This window comes from Spirillospora sp. NPDC046719 (assembly GCF_040645715.1).
Lineage (GTDB): Bacteria > Actinomycetota > Actinomycetes > Streptosporangiales > Streptosporangiaceae > Spirillospora.
Genome location: NZ_JBEYYT010000173.1, coordinates 1 through 18,032 on the forward strand (window position 1 = coordinate 1; position 18,032 = coordinate 18,032).

Consider the following 18,032-nt stretch of genomic DNA (forward strand, 5'->3'; position numbering starts at 1 on the left):
GCCGGCGGGGGCCCCCCCCCGCGGGGCCCGGGCCGGTGGCCGGTGCCCGCCCGGGGGGTCCGCCGCGGGCCGCCGGCGCCCCCCACCCCCGCCCCCCGCGCGGCCGCGGGGGCGGCCGGCGGCGCGCCGCCGGACGCCGGACCGGGCGCCGGGTGCAGCCGGACGGAGCCCGTGTCGACGGCCTCCAGCAGGGCCTCCAGGGACTCGGCGGTATGCCGCAGCAGCGCCCCGAGATCCCAGCCGCGGCACGGCGTCGCCCGGCCCAGCGCCGCGGGCGTGACGCCCCCGAGCCCGCCGAGCGCGTATCCGACGGACCGTTCGAGCAGCGCCACCGTCTCCACCGAACTCATCCCCGCCCTCGCCTTCCGGGGACCGTCCCCACCTGAACTGACCCCGGCGGGGCGGGAAAGTCACCGGGAAAGGCGGACGAGTTTCGCGTGTCGCGCGCCGGCGGGGCGTCAGGAGCGGGGGCGGCGGGGCGTCAGGCGCGGTAGCGGCGGCGGGCGTTGCCGGAGAACAGGCGCCGCCGCTCACCGCCGGACAGGGGCTCGACGATCTCCCGGTAGGCGCCGATGAGCCGCGGGAACGTCCCGGCGACGCCGTCGACGGGGAAGTTGCTGCCGAAGAAGCACCGCTCGACGCCGAACAGCTCCAGGCAGGTCTCCACGAACGGCCGCAGCCGCGCCGTCTCCAGGGTGCCGAGCGCCATCCCGAGCCCGGAGATCTTGCAGTCGACGTGCGGGAGCGCGGCGAGCCTGGCCACCCCATCGCGCCACGCGCGGAACTGGTCCGGCGCGTCGCCGTCCGGCCAGCCGGCGTGCTCCAGCACGAACGCGGTGCCGGGCGCCCGCTCGGCGGCGGCCGCGTGGGCGGCGGCGTCGCCGGGGTGGACGACGAGGTCGAAGACCAGGTCCCGGTCGCCGAGCAGCCGGAACAGGTCGCCGGCCGCGTCCGGGTCCAGGCCGTCGAAGACCCGGATCCCGCGGAACGCGGGGCTCTCCGCCTGCGCGTCGAGGTCGGCGGCGATCGCGTCGAGCGGCGCGGACGGGTCGACGGTGCCGATGATCGCGGCGGGGTCGCCGGTGGCGCGGCGCGTCTCGTCCAGCCAGCGGGTCTCGTCCAGGTGCGCGCCCGGCTTCGTCACCGCCGAGACGTGCACGACGCCGGTGATCTCGACGCCGTCCGCCGCCGCCCGGTACCCGTCCGGGAGGTGGTCGCGGACGAGTTCGGGCCTCCACACGGCCAGCCCCGGGTACCAGTCGTTGGCCTCGGGCCGCCAGAAGTGCACGTGGGAGTCGAAGAACTCGAGGTCTGCGATCGCCGTCATGCCCCTATAAGGACCATGGCGGAACACCGCGGCGCAAGGGCGGGTCCCACCGGGCGCCCCGGCCCGCGGGCGGCGCGCCGCCGCCGGTTAACATGATCTCCCGAGTCCCCCGGCGGAAGGAGCGCCATGACGCTCGCCCCCGAGTCCACCGACATCGTCGAGATCACCTCCGCGGAGGAGCTGCGCGCGCTGCTCGGCGCCCCGATGCGGCGGGCCGTCGACAAGGAGCGCGTGACGCTGCACGCCTGGGACCGGGAGTGGCTCGCGCGGTCCCCGTTCTGCCTCATCGCCACCAGCGACGCCGAGGGCAACTGCGACGTCTCCCCCAAGGGCGACCCGCCCGGGTTCGTGCACGTGCTCGACGACACCACGATCGCGATCCCCGACCGCCCCGGCAACCGCCGCGCGGACGGCTTCCTGAACATCCTGAGCAACCCGCACGTCGGGCTGCTCTTCATGGTCCCGCGGCGCAGCGAGACGCTGCGGATCAACGGCCGGGCCCGGCTGGTCCGGGAGGCGCCGTTCTTCGACGACATGGTCGTCAAGGGCCACCGGCCGTCGCTGGCGCTCATCGTGGACATCGAGCAGATCTTCTTCCACTGCGCGAAGGCGCTGATGCGCTCCGGGATGTGGAAGCCCGAGCAGTGGGCGGAGGACACGCTCCCCTCGCACGCCCGGATCGTCAAGGCCGTCCAGTACACCGAGGAGAGCCTCGACGAGCTGGAGCGGCACTACGGTCCGGCCTACGAGAACAAGCTCTACAAGGGCTGACTCCGGCGCCGGCGCTCCCGGGCGTCCCGGCCGTCCCAGGCATCCCGGCGCTATGGAACGACCCCCGCGCCTTCGCGCGCGGGGGTCTGAGCGCCGAGCGGCCGGGTCAGCCGCTCTTGCGGCGGAACTGGCGCTGGTGGTCGGCGCGCTCGTGCACGCCCCGCACCTTCGACCCGTTCCGCCCAGCCCCGCCGGCGTTCTTCTCCGACGCGCCGCGCTTGCGCTCCAGGGCCTCCCTGAACCTGCGCTTCACGTCGTCCTCGCCTGTCTCGCCGTCTCCGTTCGGGTCGGCCATGCGGACCTCCAGCTCTCATAGGGGCACCCCTAGCCTCACACATCCCGGCCCCGGACCGCGATCCGCACCCCCTCCGAAGATCAACTTGGGAGTTTTCCCCATCAACCGGCCAGGCCGGGAGGAACTCTCTAAGGTTTGTGATCGTGGAGCCCCAGATCCCGCAGGCCGAGGCCGCACCCGCCCATCCGCCGCTGGAGTCGCTGGCCGTCCAGCCGCTCCTCAACCGCGACTACGAGACGCGCCCCGCCGTGTTCTACGAGCGGCTGCGCGCCGAGTACGGGCCCGTCGCGCCGGTGGACGTGCTGGGCGTGCCGGTGTGGCTGGTCATCGGCTACCCGCAGACGCTGGAGATCCTGCGCGACTCCCGGGGCGTGTGGAGCCGCAGGCTCGACTCGTGGCGCGCCTACCGGGAGGGCGCGGTCCCCGCGGACTGGCCGCTGCTGCCGGTGGTCGAGTCCGACAACTGCGGCTTCCGCGACGGCGCCGACTCCACCCGGCTGCGCAGCGCGTGGAGCGAGGGGCTGCGCCCGTTCCAGGACCGGACCCGCCCGGAGGCCAAGGCGCTGGAGGAGGCCGTCCGCCGGTACGCGGACGAGCTGATCGACGTGCTGGCCGAGAACGGCGGCCGCACCGGCTACGCCGACCTCGCGGCGCAGTACGCCCGGCCGCTGCCGCTGATGGTCGTCGGACGCCTGCTCGGCACCGGCGCGGACGAGGACGACGGGCTGATCGTCGACCTGTGGCGGGTCCTGGACGCCGGGCCGGACGCCCACGAGGCGTCCACGCGGCTGCTGGCCCGGATGGCGGGCGTGTGCGCGGCGCGGGCCGCCTCCCCCGGCCAGGACCTGCCGTCCTACATGCTCGCGGCGGTGCCGGACCTCACGGCCGAGGAGCTGACCGGCGAGATGGCGATGATGACGGGGCTGGTCGGCGACGTCACCGGCACGCTCATCTGCAACACCATCACCGAGGTGCTGATCGGCGAGACCGGTGCCCGCGACAGCCTGTCCGCCGGGATGATCCAGGAGGCGATCAACCGGGCCTCCACCGCCAACCCGCCGATCGCGAACCTGGCGTTCCGCTGGCCGCGGTCCGACGTGCGCGTCGGCCGGTTCCAGATCGCGGCCGGCGACCCCGTCATGGTGTCGCCCGCCGCCGCGCACCTGGACCCGGCGTTCACCGGGAACGCCGCGCCCGACTCGATCTACAGCTCGCGCGCGCACCTGGCGTGGAGCGCGGGGCCGCACGCCTGCCTCGGACGCGACCTCGCGACGACCATCACCACGATCGCGGTGGAGCGGCTGTTCGAGCGGTTCGCCGGGCTGCGGCTGGCGCTGCCGCCGGACCAGCTGGCCTGGCGCTCGTCCCCGCTCATCCGCGGGCTGCGCTCCCTGCCGGTCGACTACGAGCTGGCGGGCGAGCTCCGGCGCGCGGCCCCCGCCGCGCCCGAGCCCGGCGGGAGCCCGCAGGAGCCGGACCGCGACGGGTCCGGGCCGGCGTCGCTGGTGCGGCGGATCCTGCGGACGATTCGGCTGTCGCAGGGCTGACCGCCGCCGCGCGCAGCCGGCCGCCGGCCCCGGCCGCCGGTCCCGGCCGACCCGCCGTACGGTCGACGCGTCCGCTCTCTCCTGGTAGTCGGCGATCCAGTCGATGACCTGCCTGCCGTGCCGGCGGAACTCGTCCGGACGAGGAGGCCGGACGGTCGCGGGAGGCGGTCAGGCGGCGTGGATCCCGTCCAGCTCGACCGTCCACACGCCGTCCATGACCTCGGTGAGCGTCAGCCCGAGCGTGAGGTCCGAGAGGCCGTCCTGGGCCGTCCAGAGCGGGAACGCGACGTGGAACGCGTGCTCGTCCGCCGGCTCGTGCGGGACGGCGACCGCGTCGATCTCCCGGAACGCCGCGTCCGGCGGGCTGATCAGGTCCCGGCCGTGCCGCGCCACGGCCGCGGCGAGCTCCGCCGCGGTGAGCCGGCGGGCCTCGGTCAGTGTCTCCAGTTCCTCGTACTCGCCGCGGACCAGCAGCCCGACCACGACCCGAACGGCGTTCACGCCCTCCTCCGGCAGCATGCGCCACACCGTACCGCGCCCGCCCGCGATGATCGCCGCCTGTTTAGACGACCCCGCCCGGGAACGCTCTTCCTGTCAAGGCGCAGGGAGGACGAACATGCCAGACAAGAGCGACAAGCACGGTCCCAAGGTGGACGACGAGATCGGCCACGAGACGGAGGGCATGGTCCGCGGCGGGCACCCCACCCACGCCGAGGAGTTCAAGGAGACCGAGCCGTACTCCGGTGACGCGCCCTGGGACCCGACCGCCGCCACCGGCGACCCGCGCGAGGGATCCCCGCCCGGGATGAGCGCGGGCGACGTGGAGGGCCGCAGCGACCTGGCCCGGCTGCTCTCCGGCGTCCGCTACCCCGCCCGCCCCGGCGACCTGGTCGCGCACGCCTCGGGCGCGGGAGCGGACGACGCGGCGGTCGGCGCGCTGGAGACGCTGCCCGACCGCGAGTACGAGAACGTCGCCGACGTCGCCGACGAGCTCGGCTACGGCCGGGAGAACCGCCGCTTCTGACCAGCCCCCGGACGAGGTCAACCGCGGCGGGTCGTCGTCATGAGCGGCCTCATGACGGCGGCCCGCCGCGACTCAACGGCGGGCGCGCTCGCGCAGCAGCGGGATCTGGCCTCCGGCGGCGACGAGCTCGCGCTGGCGGGGCGACAGCCGGTGCCGGGCGCGGTACGTCTCGTCCTTGGTGACGTTGCGGACCTCGACCTCGACCCCCTTCTCCAGCGCCGCGCGGACGCCCTCGATCCGCAGCCGGTCGCCCTGCTCGACGCGGTCGTAGTCGGCCTCCTCGGCGAACTCCAGCGGCAGGATCCCGAAGTTGACCAGGTTCTGCCAGTGGATGCGGGCGTATCCGCGGGCGAGGACGAGCCGCAGCCCGAGATGGCGCGGCGCGATCGCGGCGTGCTCCCGGGACGAGCCCTGCCCGTAGTTGCGGCCGCCGACGACGGCGTGCGCCCCGGCCTCCCGCGCCCGGTCCGGGTAACCCTCGTCGATGCGGACGAAGGCGAAGCCGGCCAGCTTGGCGATGTCGCTGCGGTACGGGAGGGCCCGCGCGCCCGCCATGAGGATCTCGTCGGTGGACACGTCGTCGCCCACCTTGATCACCACGGGCACGTCCAGCACGTCCGGCAGCGGGTCCAGCTCGGGCAGCACTCCGATGCTCGGCGCCTTCTCCAGCTCCACGCGGCGCGCCTCGTCCTCGGGGAGCGGCGCCTCGAGCATCTCCCGGTTGACGCTGGAGCGCTCCGGCAGGCGGAGGACGGGCGGCTCCATGTCCAGCTCGCGCGGATCGGTGATCTTCCCGGTGAGCGCGGCGGCCGCGGCGGTCTCCGGAGAGCACAGCCAGACCCGGTCGTCGGCGGTCCCGGAGCGGCCGGGGAAGTTGCGCGGGAACGTCCGGAGGCTGTTGCGGCCGATCGCAGGCGCCTGCCCCATGCCGATGCAGCCGAGGCAGCCGGCCTGGTGGATCCGGGCGCCGGCCTGGACGAGGTCGGTGGCGGCGCCCATCCTCGTGAGGTCGACGAGGATCTGCCGGGAGGTCGGGTTCACGTCCAGCGACACGTGCGGATGCACCTGGCGGCCCTTGACGATCGCGGCGACGGACGCGAAGTCGCGCAGTCCCGGGTTCGCCGACGACCCGACCACGACCTGGTGCACCTCCTCCCCCGCGGCCTCCCGGACCGGCACCACGTCGCCGGGCGAGGACGGCCGGGCGATCAGCGGTTCCAGCGCCGACAGGTCGATCTCGTCGGTGACGTCGTAGGAGGCGTCCGGGTCGGCGAGGATCTCGGTGAAGTCGTCCTCGCGGTCCTCGCCGCGCAGGAACTCCAGGACGCGCTCGTCGGACGGGAACACCGTCGTCGTCGCGCCGAGCTCGGCCCCCATGTTGGCGATGACGTGCCGGTCCATCGCGGTCAGGGCCGCCAGTCCCGGCCCGTGGTACTCGATGATCCGGTTGACGCCGCCGCGGACGCCGTGCCGCCGCAGCATCTCCAGGATCACGTCCTTGGCGCTGACCCACGGAGGTGGCTCCCCGGTGAGGCGGACACCCCAGATCTCCGGCATCGTCACGTGGATCGGCTCGCCCGCCATCGCCATGGCGGCCTCCAGCCCGCCGACGCCCATCGCGAGCATGCCGAGCGACCCCGCCGCGCACGTGTGGGAGTCGGACCCGACCATCGTGGCGCCGGGCACGCCGAACCGCTGCATGTGCGTGGGGTGCGAGACGCCGTTGCCGGGCTTGGAGTACCAGAGGCCGTACCGGCGGCACGCCGACCGCAGGAAGAGGTGGTCGGCCATGTTCCGCTCGTCGGCCTGCAGCAGGTTGTGGTCGACGTACTGCACCGACACGTCCGTGCGGACCCGGTCCAGGTCGAGCGCCTCCAGCTCCAGCATCACCATCGTGCCGGTGGCGTCCTGGGTGAGGGTCTGGTCGACGCGGATCCCGATCTCGGTGCCGGGCTCCATCTCGCCGCTCACGAGGTGCGAGGCGATCAGCTTGCGGGCGACGTTGCGGCCTCCCGTGCCGTTGGCCATGGGCGTTTCCTCCGCTCCCTCCGGTCGTGGCATTGGACGAGCTCAGACGCGCTCGGACGCACTCAGACGGGCCGGGCGGGACGCTCCCGGTCGTGCGCCGCATGGTCCGCCGGGCGCCCGCACCAGTGCGCGAGCGCCTCCCGGATCGCGGTGGCGCGCCGGTCCGGCGCGGTCTCGTCGCACGCCCACGCGATGTAGCCGTCGGGCCGGACGAGCGCGGTCGTGCGGGTCGCGCCGCCCGCGAGCGCGCAGTGCACCCGTCCCGCCCACCGCTTGGTCGCCAGGTAGGTGACCGCCGGGTCGTTGGCCGCGACGACGAGCACGAACCGCCCGTCGCCGAGCAGCCGGTAGAGGCGTCCCGGGGCGCCCGCGACGGGGACGTCCGGGGCGCGCATGCCGGTGAGGCGGTGCGCGCCCCGCGGCGCCGGGTAGGCGATGTCGATGCCGGACACCGCGCCGGCCAGCCGCCGCGCGACCGGCCGGACGTGCGTCGCCGCCCAGGCCGCGACGGCCCGCCCGCGGCGCAGCCACGGCTGCTCGACCATCGCGAACCGCAGCAGCGCGCCGCTGCCCCGCAGGACCTGCCTGCCGACCGGGTGGCGCTCCTCGTGGTAGCTGTCCAGCAGCCACGACGGCGCCCAGCCGTTCAGCTCGGCGGCGAGCTTCCAGCCGAGGTTCGCCGCGTCCTGCATCCCGGTGTTCATGCCCTGGCCGCCCGCCGGGGAGTGGACGTGCGCGGCGTCGCCCGCGAGGAACACCCGCCCGACCCGGTAGCGCGGCACCTGCCGCTCGTCGCTGTGGAAGCGCGACGTCCAGCGCGGGTCGCGCATCCCGTGGTCGGAGCCGAGCGCGCGGCGCGCGACGTCGCGAACCTCCGCCAGGTCGACGGGCTCGGAGTCGGCGACCTGGTGCCGGCGGTCCCAGGCGATCACCCGGTACCAGCCGTCGCCGAACGGGGCGATGAACGCGAACGCGTCACCGGACGCGCCGGCGGTGAGGACCTCGGTGGGGGCGTCGTCCAGCCGCACGTCCGCCAGCATCACCGACCGCACGACGGCCCGGCCGGGGAACGGCAGGCCGAGCGCCGTGCGGACGGTGCTGCGGACGCCGTCGGTCCCGACGACGTACGACGCGCGGCGGGTCGCCGTGGACCCGTCGGCCATCCGGACGTCGACGTCCACGCCTTCCGCGTCCTGCCGGAGCCCGGTCGCCTCCGCGCCGTGGACGATCTCCGCGCCGGCCTCCAGCGCGCGCCGGCGCAGCACCCGCTCCGTCTCGTACTGCGGCGTGACGAGCGCGAACGGGAAGCGGCCGGGGAGCCGCGACAGGTCCAGCGCCGCGGCGCCGAGCAGCCGCAGCCCGCCGACCCGCTCCCCCGTCGCGACCAGCTCGTCGGCGACGCCGCGCGCGTCGAGCAGTTCCAGTGTGCGCGCGTGCACGGCGAACGCGCGGGTCAGGTTCTCGGTCTCCGCCGGGCGCCGCTCCAGCACGGTGCATTCCACGCCGGCGGCGGCCAGGTCCCCCGCGAGCAGGAGCCCGGTCGGCCCTGCGCCCACGATCAGCACGTTCCCCGTCGGCCTGGGCGGCATCCGGATCCCCTTTCCGTCCGTGCGCGGGTGCGGCCCTACACCCCTTCCCACGAACGGCGGCACATCACGCGCGAGGGACGGCCGGAAACCGGCCCGACGGCCCTTGACGCGGCGGTCCCCTCCGGCCTTCTAGGCGCGGCCGTTGGCGCGCAGGATCGAGACGGCCTTGACGGTCTGGTAGCCGCGCCACTCCAGTTCGGCGGCGGGCGAGTAGCTGGCGAAGTCGACGCGCCATCCGCCGTCCGCCTCCTGCGCGCGCTCCAGCCGGTCGAGCTCGGCGGCGACGACGTCGGGCGCGAACAGGGCCCTTACCGGAGTGCCCGGCAGGGGCGCGAAGTCGAGGGGCCGCATCATCTCGTCCTCCAGCCCGCCCGCGACGTGGAGGAGCCCGTCCGGCGGGATGTGCTCGCCCAGCAGCGCGATCAGCTCGGCCGCCTCCGGTTCGGTCGCGTGGACGGCGTCCAGCAGCCACAGGGCGAACGCGAGCTCCAGCGCGTGCGGTTCCTTCATCGCGCGGACGGCGTCCAGGCAGAAGCGGGTGGCGCGGGGGAGCCACGGATGCGCGGCGACCGCCGGGTCATGCGCGGCGGCGCGATGGGCCGTCGCGGCGACCACGGCGGTGATCGGCACCGACGACACGGCCGGGTCGGCGCCCGTCCAGAACGGGGCGCATCCGGCCGGGTCGGGGATGCGCACCCCGAACGGGATGCCGCCGTCCGGCAGCGTCACCGTCTCCAGCCAGTCGCAGAGCGCCGCCGCCTCGGGCGCCGCCACGGGCGCCAGCTCGGCGAACACCTCGAAGGCGTGCAGCGCGGGGCCCGGCTGGCTCGTCCGCGACCGCAGGTCGGGTTCGAGGCCGTGGCCGTACCCGCCGTCGGGGTTGCGGTAGGCGTTCAGCGCGGCCAGCGCGGCGTCCCGGTCCCCCTCGCCGGTGAGCAGCTCGAAACGGCGGCGGTCGAGGAGGCGGGCATGGGTGGCCATGAAGTCGGAAGCCCTGTTCAGATCCATGCCCCCAGCCTCGCCGCGCGCGGCGCGGACGTCTTGGAGGTTTCGGCCATCACCAGGTAAGGATCAGTTCCTCGGGCGCCCGGTGGATCAGGTTCGGCTGCGTCTCCACCGGTCCCGCGAGCCGCAGGCCGGGCAGCTCCCGCACCAGCGTCACCAGCGAGATCCGCACCTGCTCGCGGGCGAGCTGCGCCCCGGGGCAGGCGTGCGCGCCGTGCCCGAACGCCAGATGCCGCGCGGGCTCGCGCGTGATGTCGAACGCGTCCGGCCGGGCGTGGGCGTCCGGGTCGCGGCCGGCGGCGCCGAAGGCGACGAACACCTGCGCGCCCGCGGGCAGGTCGGTCCCGGCGATCGTCACCGGCCGCGTCGCGACCCGCCGGAAGCCCTGGACGGGCGCGTCGAAGCGGGCCGCCTCCTCGACCGCCGCTGCGGCCAGTTCGGGCCGCCGGCAGAGCAGCTCCCACTGGTCCCGGTCCCGCAGCAGGTGCAGGACGGCCGTGCCGATCAGCGCCGTCGTCGTCAGGTGCCCGGCCAGCAGCAGGTTCTGCAGGTTGGAGATCAGCGTGCCGTGCGGCACGATCGCCCGGATCATCTCACCGGTCAGGTCGTCGCCGGGATCGCCGTCCCGCCCCCGCACGAGCGCCTCGAGCAGCCGTTTCATCCCGGCGACCTCGTGCGCCGCCGCGACCTGTTCGGCGGGCTCCATGGGCGTGAAGACCAGCTCCTCGGCCCGGTAGCTCCCCCGCACGACCGCCGGGACGTCCGCCGGGTCGAGCCCGAGCAGGTGCCCGATCACCTCGCCCGGCAGGACCCGCGCGTACCGGGACATCAGCTCGACGCGCCCGTCCCCGGCGAACGACGCGACGAGGTCGGCGGCGCTCCGCTCGATGAACGGGACGGCCGCCGCGACCCGCCGCGGCGACAGCCCCCGGACCAGCGGCTCGCGCACCCGCCGGTGCTCGTCGCCGTCCGCCGACAGCACCACAGGGCGCCCCGACGGCACCGTCTCCAGCACCGCGATCGCCTCCGGCCCCGGCATCGCCTCCGGGCGCATCGCGCCGGCGGACGAGAACGTCTCCGCGTCGCGGAGCACCGCCCGCGCGTCCGCGTCCCGCGCGACGAGGCAGGCGTCCAGTTCCGGGACGAACGTGAGCCCCTCGGCCTTCCGGGCCCGGGCGTAGCAGGGGTACGGGTCGCGCCGGTCGAATTCCACGGTCGGTCCCTTCGCGCGGACGAACGGCCCACGCTACCCGCCGTGGAGAAGCGCGGGCGATCTCCGGACCGGCCACCCTGACCTGACCGCGCGGCGGTGCCGCCGGCTAGACCGCGCGCAGCGCGAGGCCCAGCTCCCGGAACTGCTCGACCGGCCGGTGGTAGCCGCGCTCGATGTGGTGGACGCCGCGCAGCGTGGACGGCCCCTCGGCGACCGCCGCCGCGAGCACCGCCGAGAACCCCGCCCGGATGTCCGGCATCGTCACGTCGCCGCCGCGCAGCTTCGACACCCCGCGCACGACCGCCGAGTGCAGCGCCGCCGTGTCGTGGTAGCGGCACGCGGGACCGCCGAGGCACGTGTCGTAGACCTCGATCTCCGCGCCCATGCTCTGCAGCGCCGGGACGTACGCGAGCCGGTTCTCGTACACGGTCTCGTGCAGCACCGACATGCCGTCCGCCTGCGTGAACAGCACCATCAGCGGCGTCTGCCAGTCCGTCGCGAACCCGGGGTGGGTGTCGGTCTGCACGGCCGCGGGACGCAGCCCGTCCGGCGCCGACGCCATGATCCAGTCGTCGGTGATCTCGAACCGGGCGCCCATCCGGGCCAGCGTGGTGATCGCGGTGACCAGGCGGTCCTGCGGGCAGCCGTGCACCCGCACCTCGCCGCGGGTCACCAGCCCCGCCACGAGGTAGGAGAACGCCTCGATCCGGTCGCCCGCCAGCCGCGTCACGGCCCCGCCGAGCCGGTCGACGCCCTCGACGACGATCCGGCGGTCGGGCGCGAACGAGATCCGCGCGCCCATCCGCTGCAGGAACAGCGCCAGCTCGATGATCTCCGGTTCGGTCGCCGCGTTCCTGATGACCGTCTTGCCCTGCGCCCTGACCGCCGCGAGCAGCACGGTCTCGGTGGCGCCGACGCTCGGGTACGGCAGGTCGATCCGCGTCCCGACCAGCCGGGACGCGCGGGCGTGGATGCCGTCGGCCGCGATCGTCACCTCGGCGCCGAACGCGCGCAGCGCGTCGACGTGAAAGTCGACGGGCCGCCGCCCGATCGGGTCGCCGCCGACCAGCGGGACGAACGCCTCCCCGGCCAGGTGCAGCAGCGGGCCCAGCATCAGGATCGGGATCCGGTTCAGCCCGGTGAACGCCTTGCCGACGCTGGGGTCCGCCACCGGCCGGGGCACGACGGTGATCTCGCCGCCGGACCGCTCGACGGCCATCCCGACGTGCTCGAGCATCCCGGCCGTGATCCCGACCTCGCCGACGTCGGGGGCGTTGCGGATGGTGCTCGGCTCCGCGCCGAGCATCGCCGCGACCATGTGCTTGCTGACGGCGTTCTTCGCCCCCCGCACGGTGACGTCGCCGCGCAGAGGTCCGGACGGTTCGATCTCCCAGAGCTTCTCGGTCACCCGTGCAAGCCTACGGCCGATCCGGACCCGTCAGGCGCGGTCCGCGAGAAGGTTCGCCGCGAACCCGAGGAACGCGACCCCGGCGACCTGCTCCAGGCGCCGCCGCACCCGCGGCCGCCGCAGCCGCTCCGCGAGCTTCGCCGCCGCGCCCGACACCAGCCAGTACCAGACGGCCAGCTCCACGACGTCGATGGCCGTGAACAGGACGGTCGTGCCGAACGCCGGCGCCCCGTGCGGCACGAACTGCGGGATCAGGCTCATGTAGAACACCCCGGCCTTGGGGTTCAGCAGGTTCGTCCCGACCCCGGCCCGGAACGCCGCCCACCGCGACCCGGCCACGGCCGGCTCCGGCTCCTCTTCGGCGGGCTGCTCCCGCCTGGCCTTCCAGAGCGCCGTGGCGCCCAGCCACACCAGGTACGCGGCGCCGCAGACGCGCAGCACGTCGTAGGCGAGGCGGGACGCCGTCAGCAGCGCGGTGAGGCCGATCGCGGTGGCGAGCCCCCACACGCAGCAGCCCGCGACGATCCCGAGCGCCGCGGCGAACCCTCCGCCGCGTCCGAGCGCGACGGACGTCCGGAGCACGAGCAGGGTGTCCAGGCCGGGCATCACGTTGATGATCATCGCGGCCCCGGCGAACGCGAGCGCGGCCGTCAGCATGGCGCCGGCGGGCGGGCCTCGTGGCGGGCGTCGTGGCGGGCCTCGTACGCGCCGCCGATGATGTGCTCGCGCCCCCACGCGCCGAGCGGCGCCAGCGCCTCGTTCAGCGACGCGCCCAGCGGGGTCAGCGAGTACTCCACCCGGGGCGGCACCTCCTCGAACACCTCGCGGTGCACGATGGCGTCCGCCTCCAGCTCGCGCAGCTGGGCGGTGAGCACCTTCTCGGTCACCCCGGGCAGGTTCCTGCGCAGCTCACCGAACCGGCAGGGCCGCTCGGCGAGCGCCCACAGGATCAGGACCTTCCATTTGCCGCCGATCACGTCCATCGCCGCGTCGATCCCGCACACGTACGCGCCCGGCCTCCGCCCGATCCCCATCAGCCCTCCCGCCGGCTCACTGACCTCGCGGTAACCACGCACTTCGAAGTGCGTACTTGATCATCCGCGGGCCCTACGAGAAGCCTAGTCGGCATGAACCACACTGATTCGGACACCACTTCGCTCACTCTGCTCGGGCTCGGCGACATGGGGACGGCGCTCGCCCGCGCCTGGCTCGCCGCCGGGCGCTCGCTGACCGTCTGGAACCGCACGCCCGGCCGCGCCGAGGCCCTCGCCGCAGCGGGCGCCGAGGTCGCGGACACGGCCGCCGCCGCGGTCGCGGCCGGCGACCTGGTCGTCGTCTGCCTGCTCGACGACGCGTCGGTCCGCGGGGTCCTCGCGGACGCGGACCTGGCGGGCAAGGACCTGGTCGACCTCACCACCGGCACCCCCGCCGAGGCCCGCGCGCGGGCGGCGTGGGTCGAGGAGCGGGGCGCCCGCTTCCTGGACGGCGGGATCATGGCGGTCCCGCCCATGATCGGGGCCGAGGGGTCCGGCGGCTACGTCTTCTACAGCGGGTCCCGTCCCCTCTTCGACGAGCACCGCGCCACGCTCGCCGTCCCGGCCGGGACCGTCTACGTCGGTGAGGACCCCGGCTTCGCCGCCCTGCACGACGTGGCGCTGCTCAGCGCGATGACGGGGATGTTCGCCGGCGTCGCGCACGCGTTCGCGCTCGTCCGCGGCGAGGACGTCGCGCTGAAGGACTTCGCCCCCATGCTCAGCGGCTGGCTCACGGCCATGGCCGGCTACGCGAACGGCATGGCCGAGCAGCTGGACAGCGGCGACTACACGAGGGGCGTGACGTCCAATCTCGCCATGATGGTGCGGGGCAACGCGACGCTGCTGCGCACGGCCGAGGAGCAGGGGGTCAGCCCCGAGCTGCTGACGCCGTTCATGGACCTGATGCGGCGCCGCCTCGACGACGGCCACGCCGACGAGGGCACCGCCGGCGTCGTCGACCTCATCGTCCGCTGATCGCGAGCCGCCGGTGGCGGCCGGGCCCCGCGAGCCGCCGGTACGAACGGCGCGCGGGGGCGGCCGCCATCGGCCACCGCCGAACCGAACGCAATTCGGTAGGGTGGCGGCATGGCGGATGTCCTCGATGATCTCGCGGCCGAGTACCGGCAACTGGACGCCGTGCTGGCGGCGTTGAGCCCGGCGCAGTGGTCCGCGCCGTCCGGCGCGGACGGCTGGACGGTCGCCGACGTGGTCCTGCACCTCGCGCAGAGCGAGGAGGCGGTCGGCAGCCCGGCGGTCGGCGACACCGGGTCGTTCCTGCCGTCCACCGCGACCACCGTCGACGGCGCGATGGCCGGCCTGGTCGCGGCCGAGCGCGGCATGCCGCCGGACGCCCTGCTCGCCCGCTGGCGCAAGGCGGCCTTCGCCACGCCGGACACGCTCCGCTCCTACCCGCCGGGCACCCGCCTCGCCTGGGTGCGGACGTCCCTCTCCCCGCGGACGCTCGCCACGACGCGGCTCGCCGAGCACTGGGCGCACGCGCAGGACATCACCGTCCCGCTGGGCATCGACTACCCGGACACCGACCGCCTGCGCCACATCGCCTGGCTGGCCCACCGGACCCTTCCCTACGCGTTCTCGGTCGCGGGTCGTCCCGACGCGGCCGTCCACTGCGACCTCACCGCGCCGGACGGCGCCCGCTGGACCTTCGGCGACCCCGCGGCGCCCAACCGGATCACCGGTCCGGCGGCGGACTTCTGCCGCGTCGGCGCCCGCCGCCTCACGCCCGAGCAGACCGCCCTCACCGCCGAAGGCCCGGACGCCGCCGAGGCGCTCCGCCTCGTCCGCAACTACGCCGCCTGACCCCTCACCGCCTCGCCGGGCCGGCTCAACGTGCGGCCGTCGACCAGGGCCGTGCCGAGGGCGGGGCGCCCACGCCGGGAGGACGCGGGCGTTCGGGAACGAGCGCGATCGTGGAGGTGGGACCGGCGTCGGCGCCGCCGACGCGCAGCAGCCCGCGCCTGGTCAGGTACCGGAGCGCCTCGCGGACCTGCTCGGGGGTCGCCATGAGACGATCAGCCAGGGCGGCGCGGGTGTGGCGGCCGGGCGACCACAGCGCCACCGACAGGACGTCCATGGCCAAAGGCCCGTAACGCTTGTCCCCCTGACCCGGACCGCCGGTGGCGACGGCCGGACGGGAACGGGCCAGGAATCGCGGCGGTTCGGGAGAACCGGCCACCGGCCAGAATTGCAGAAGCCATCGGTGCCCGTCGGAGGTCCGGCGGCGGAGAACGCGGAGCCGGTGCAGCCCGGCCCGTGCGAGTCTCAGGTTCCATGGCGAATCGTCGCCGCGCCCGCGGGTCAGCTTTATATCGCCGCGCGAAGTGAGAAACGGCGTATCGAGCGCATCGCTCCACCCCCCGGAACCTCGTCCGGGCGGGGCGTCATGCGCCTCCAGACGCACGTGCGCATGCGGGGCCGCGGTGCCGAGAACCCAGCCGGCGCCCGCCCTGGCGAGATCGCTCCGCGCCCCTCCCGCGAAGGTGTCCTCCGCGAGAAGGGGCAGATTCAGATGGCGGAGTTCGCCCGTTCCTCCGACCCCGGCGGGCCAGAAGCCACGGACCACGAGCGCACCGAATTCGGCTCGATAATCGCCGTCCTCGTACGTCCCGAGCAGAGTCATGTCCGCAAACTAACAACGGCCTCCGACAAAACGCGGAATTGATCTCCATGAGGGAATGAGACACCCGGCGACATCCCCTGGGCGGGACGGGTCAGTCCGCCGAGCGGGAGTCCTCGAGCAGGGCGGTCGCGGCGCGGTGGATCTTCTCGAGGGCGGTCATCAAGTGCTCGCGCTCCGCCCCGGTCAGGTCCGCGAGGACCGCCTCCTCCAAGGCGCGGCGCTCCCCTTCGACCGGCTCCTGGAGGGCCCGCCCCTCGTCGGTCAGCCACAGCCGGACGAGCCGGTTGTCGCGTTCGTCGCGGCGGCGGGTGAGCAGCCCGGCGGCGGCCATCCGGGTGGCCATCTTGACGACGGTGGGCGTGGTGACGCGCAGTTCGGCGGCGATCTCGCCGGGGGTGCGGCCGTCGCGTTCCCAGAGGGCGGCGAGCAGGTGGTTCTGCCCCAGATGCAGCCCGTGCCGGCGCATGCCGTCGTCGGCCGCCGCGCGGAGCGCCTTCGACGTCCTGCCGTGCAGGTCCAGGAACTCGGGCATCGGACCTCCGAAAGATCGATTGACGGCTAATCATTTACCGGCTAACGTTCCCCATGTTCATTAGACGGCAAACGACTTCTGGAGCCGCCATGCTACTCGTCACCGGAGCCACCGGGAACATCGGCCGCGACCTCGTCCGCGAGCTGGACGCCAAGGGCGCCGACGTGCGGATCCTCGTCCGCGACCCGGCCCGCGCCGCCGACCTGCCCGCCCGCGCCGAGCGCGCGGTCGGCGACCTGGACGACCCCGCCACCCTGCCGGCCGCCTTCCGCGGCGCCGAGCGGCTGTTCCTCCTCACCCCGGGCATCGGCACCGCCCAGGCGGCGCACGCCGCGGCGGCCGCGCGCGACGCCGGGGTCCGGCACATCGTGCTCCTGTCGTCGACGAACGTGCTCGGCGACCCGATGCCCGCCATGGGCCGCTGGCACCACGAGCGGGAGGAGGCGGTCCGCGCGTCCGGCGTCCCCGCCACGATCCTGCGACCGGGCGGCTTCATGCTGAACGCCCTGGAGTGGCTGCCGACCATCCGGGAGGGCGGGTACGTCCTCGACCCGGTCGGCCCCGGCCGGTTCGCGCCGATCGACACCGCCGACATCGCCGCCGCGGCCGCCGCCGTCCTGACCGGGGACGGCCACGAGGGCGAGGCGTACGCGCTCACCGGCGACGAGCTGCTCACCGTCGCCGAGCAGGTCGCCATCCTGTCCCGCGCCATCGGCCGCGACCTGCGGATACGGGAGGTCCGCACGCCGGAGGAGGCGGTGCGCGCCCGGTTCCCCGCCGGTGCTCCCCCGGCGCTCGCCGAAGCCCTCGTCGAGGGGTTCGCGCTGATGCGCGCGGACACCACGGGGTTCCGCACGGATACGGTGGAACGGCTGACCGGACGCGCTCCGCGGACGTTCGCCGACTGGTGCGCCCGCAACGCCGCCGCGTTCCGGGAGGACCCCGGCGCCTGACCGGAGCGGAGCGAGGTGCCCGATGGACGAGACGCCACCGCCGCGACGAGTGCGCGGGAACGGACTGGTGCTGCGCGAATGGGCGGACGGCGATCTGGACGCCCTCGTCGCACTGCTCGATGACCCGGTGGTCGCCCACCGCACCCCGCTCCCCTCACCCTTCGACCTGGCGGCGGCCCGGCGCTATCTGGACGACGCGCGCAAGGCCGGACGCGGCGGCGAGCGCGTCCAGCTCGCGATCACGACCGACGGCCTTGAGGCGAAGGGCGAGATCCGGCTCAACCGGCTGCTCGGCACGATCAGCTACGTCGTCGGCGCCCCGTACCGGGGGCAGGGCCTCGCCTCACGCGCTCTCCAGCTGATGACCCGCTACGCGCACGCCGAAGCCGGGCTCCCGCGCACGCTCCTGGAGATCGAGCCGGACAACCAGGCCAGCATCGCGGTCGCGCGGTCCGCGGGCTACCGGCCGACCGACGCACCGGCCGCCGTCGTCGAGGGCGACCGGCGCTCGTTCACCCTGCTCACCTGGACGCACACGGCCCCCTGACCGGCGCGCACGGCGGCGGGGCGCCGGGGCGGCCGGCCGTCCAGGTGTCGGCGAGGGCGCAGATCCGGGCGAGGGCGGCCGCGACCCGCACGCGGTCGCCCGGGGGGAGGAAGTCGGC

Annotated in this window: 20 protein-coding genes; 7 read left to right on the plus strand and 13 right to left on the minus strand. The window is 74.9% G+C overall.

Translation table 11 applies throughout. The features are described 5' to 3' along the window. Together ABZ914_RS26865 and ABZ914_RS26870 are read right to left on the minus strand one after the other, a co-directional pair. A partial coding sequence (locus ABZ914_RS26865; RefSeq protein WP_500196601.1) for a maleylpyruvate isomerase N-terminal domain-containing protein occupies positions 1 to 350 on the minus strand: 350 nt, incomplete at its 3' end. 131 nt (positions 351 to 481) lie between these two features. Continuing rightward, positions 482 to 1,327: an amidohydrolase family protein gene (locus tag ABZ914_RS26870; protein ID WP_500196603.1), complete on the minus strand. Its 846-nt coding sequence runs from the start codon at positions 1,325 to 1,327 to the stop codon at positions 482 to 484. Positions 1,328 to 1,453: 126 nt separating this feature from the next. Here ABZ914_RS26870 and ABZ914_RS26875 point away from each other — a divergent pair, with 126 nt between their 5' ends. Continuing rightward, positions 1,454 to 2,098, plus strand: a complete 645-nt coding sequence (locus tag ABZ914_RS26875; RefSeq protein ID WP_500196605.1) for a pyridoxamine 5'-phosphate oxidase family protein — start codon at positions 1,454 to 1,456, stop codon at positions 2,096 to 2,098. A 106-nt stretch (positions 2,099 to 2,204) separates the two neighbouring features. Here ABZ914_RS26875 and ABZ914_RS26880 read toward each other — a convergent pair whose 3' ends face one another. Further along, complete coding sequence (locus tag ABZ914_RS26880; protein WP_190856480.1) at positions 2,205 to 2,393, minus strand: DUF5302 domain-containing protein; 189 nt, start codon at positions 2,391 to 2,393, stop codon at positions 2,205 to 2,207. Between the two features lie 143 nt (positions 2,394 to 2,536). On the opposite strand from ABZ914_RS26880, the gene ABZ914_RS26885 reads away from it, so the two are divergent. Beyond that, complete coding sequence (locus ABZ914_RS26885) at positions 2,537 to 3,940, plus strand: cytochrome P450 family protein (protein WP_500196607.1); 1,404 nt, start codon at positions 2,537 to 2,539, stop codon at positions 3,938 to 3,940. 168 nt (positions 3,941 to 4,108) lie between these two features. Here ABZ914_RS26885 and ABZ914_RS26890 read toward each other — a convergent pair whose 3' ends face one another. Next, positions 4,109 to 4,459 carry a DUF7668 domain-containing protein gene (locus ABZ914_RS26890; protein WP_190856478.1) on the minus strand — a complete coding sequence of 117 codons (351 nt, stop codon included), beginning with the start codon at positions 4,457 to 4,459 and terminating at the stop codon, positions 4,109 to 4,111. A 97-nt stretch (positions 4,460 to 4,556) separates the two neighbouring features. Here ABZ914_RS26890 and ABZ914_RS26895 point away from each other — a divergent pair, with 97 nt between their 5' ends. Further along, the gene (locus ABZ914_RS26895) at positions 4,557 to 4,964 is read left to right on the plus strand and encodes a DUF2795 domain-containing protein (RefSeq protein ID WP_190856477.1); all 408 of its coding nucleotides are present in this window, start codon (positions 4,557 to 4,559) and stop codon (positions 4,962 to 4,964) included. A gap of 72 nt (positions 4,965 to 5,036) precedes the next feature. Here the strand turns inward: ABZ914_RS26895 and ABZ914_RS26900 are convergent, their stop codons facing one another. From ABZ914_RS26900 to ABZ914_RS26930, 7 genes are all read right to left on the minus strand, one after another. Further along, the gene (locus ABZ914_RS26900; protein ID WP_500196609.1) at positions 5,037 to 6,992 is read right to left on the minus strand and encodes an aconitate hydratase; all 1,956 of its coding nucleotides are present in this window, start codon (positions 6,990 to 6,992) and stop codon (positions 5,037 to 5,039) included. A gap of 62 nt (positions 6,993 to 7,054) precedes the next feature. Further along, positions 7,055 to 8,581 carry an FAD-dependent monooxygenase gene (locus ABZ914_RS26905; protein ID WP_190856475.1) on the minus strand — a complete coding sequence of 509 codons (1,527 nt, stop codon included), beginning with the start codon at positions 8,579 to 8,581 and terminating at the stop codon, positions 7,055 to 7,057. 129 nt (positions 8,582 to 8,710) lie between these two features. After that, positions 8,711 to 9,589: a hypothetical protein gene (locus tag ABZ914_RS26910; protein WP_500196611.1), complete on the minus strand. Its 879-nt coding sequence runs from the start codon at positions 9,587 to 9,589 to the stop codon at positions 8,711 to 8,713. A gap of 49 nt (positions 9,590 to 9,638) precedes the next feature. Beyond that, positions 9,639 to 10,799 (minus strand): cytochrome P450, encoded by a 1,161-nt coding sequence (locus tag ABZ914_RS26915; RefSeq protein WP_500196613.1) that lies wholly within the window; start codon positions 10,797 to 10,799, stop codon positions 9,639 to 9,641. Positions 10,800 to 10,905: 106 nt separating this feature from the next. Further along, positions 10,906 to 12,207: a UDP-N-acetylglucosamine 1-carboxyvinyltransferase gene (gene murA, locus ABZ914_RS26920; RefSeq protein WP_190856472.1), complete on the minus strand. Its 1,302-nt coding sequence runs from the start codon at positions 12,205 to 12,207 to the stop codon at positions 10,906 to 10,908. A gap of 30 nt (positions 12,208 to 12,237) precedes the next feature. Continuing rightward, positions 12,238 to 12,864, minus strand: a complete 627-nt coding sequence (locus ABZ914_RS26925; RefSeq protein WP_500196615.1) for a LysE family translocator — start codon at positions 12,862 to 12,864, stop codon at positions 12,238 to 12,240. Beyond that, positions 12,858 to 13,241 carry a winged helix-turn-helix transcriptional regulator gene (locus ABZ914_RS26930; protein ID WP_500196617.1) on the minus strand — a complete coding sequence of 128 codons (384 nt, stop codon included), beginning with the start codon at positions 13,239 to 13,241 and terminating at the stop codon, positions 12,858 to 12,860. Before ABZ914_RS26930 ends, ABZ914_RS26925 begins: the two co-directional genes overlap by 7 nt. 93 nt (positions 13,242 to 13,334) lie before the next feature. Between ABZ914_RS26930 and ABZ914_RS26935 the strand changes: the two genes are divergently transcribed. Together ABZ914_RS26935 and ABZ914_RS26940 are read left to right on the plus strand one after the other, a co-directional pair. Next, complete coding sequence (locus ABZ914_RS26935) at positions 13,335 to 14,216, plus strand: NAD(P)-dependent oxidoreductase (protein ID WP_500196619.1); 882 nt, start codon at positions 13,335 to 13,337, stop codon at positions 14,214 to 14,216. A 111-nt stretch (positions 14,217 to 14,327) separates the two neighbouring features. Beyond that, positions 14,328 to 15,062, plus strand: coding sequence for a maleylpyruvate isomerase family mycothiol-dependent enzyme (locus tag ABZ914_RS26940; RefSeq protein ID WP_500196621.1), 735 nt, complete (start codon positions 14,328 to 14,330; stop codon positions 15,060 to 15,062). Between the two features lie 25 nt (positions 15,063 to 15,087). On the opposite strand, the gene ABZ914_RS26945 is transcribed toward ABZ914_RS26940, so the two are convergent. Together ABZ914_RS26945 and ABZ914_RS26950 are read right to left on the minus strand one after the other, a co-directional pair. Continuing rightward, a complete protein-coding gene (locus tag ABZ914_RS26945) occupies positions 15,088 to 15,882 on the minus strand; it encodes a hypothetical protein (RefSeq protein ID WP_500196622.1) in 795 nt (264 codons plus the stop codon). 91 nt (positions 15,883 to 15,973) lie between these two features. Then, positions 15,974 to 16,414 (minus strand): MarR family winged helix-turn-helix transcriptional regulator, encoded by a 441-nt coding sequence (locus ABZ914_RS26950; RefSeq protein ID WP_500196624.1) that lies wholly within the window; start codon positions 16,412 to 16,414, stop codon positions 15,974 to 15,976. Between the two features lie 89 nt (positions 16,415 to 16,503). On the opposite strand from ABZ914_RS26950, the gene ABZ914_RS26955 reads away from it, so the two are divergent. Beyond that, complete coding sequence (locus ABZ914_RS26955; protein ID WP_433136640.1) at positions 16,504 to 17,367, plus strand: NAD(P)H-binding protein; 864 nt, start codon at positions 16,504 to 16,506, stop codon at positions 17,365 to 17,367. Between the two features lie 22 nt (positions 17,368 to 17,389). Further along, positions 17,390 to 17,914, plus strand: coding sequence for a GNAT family N-acetyltransferase (locus ABZ914_RS26960; RefSeq protein ID WP_500196626.1), 525 nt, complete (start codon positions 17,390 to 17,392; stop codon positions 17,912 to 17,914). Positions 17,915 to 18,032 lie beyond the last annotated feature (118 nt).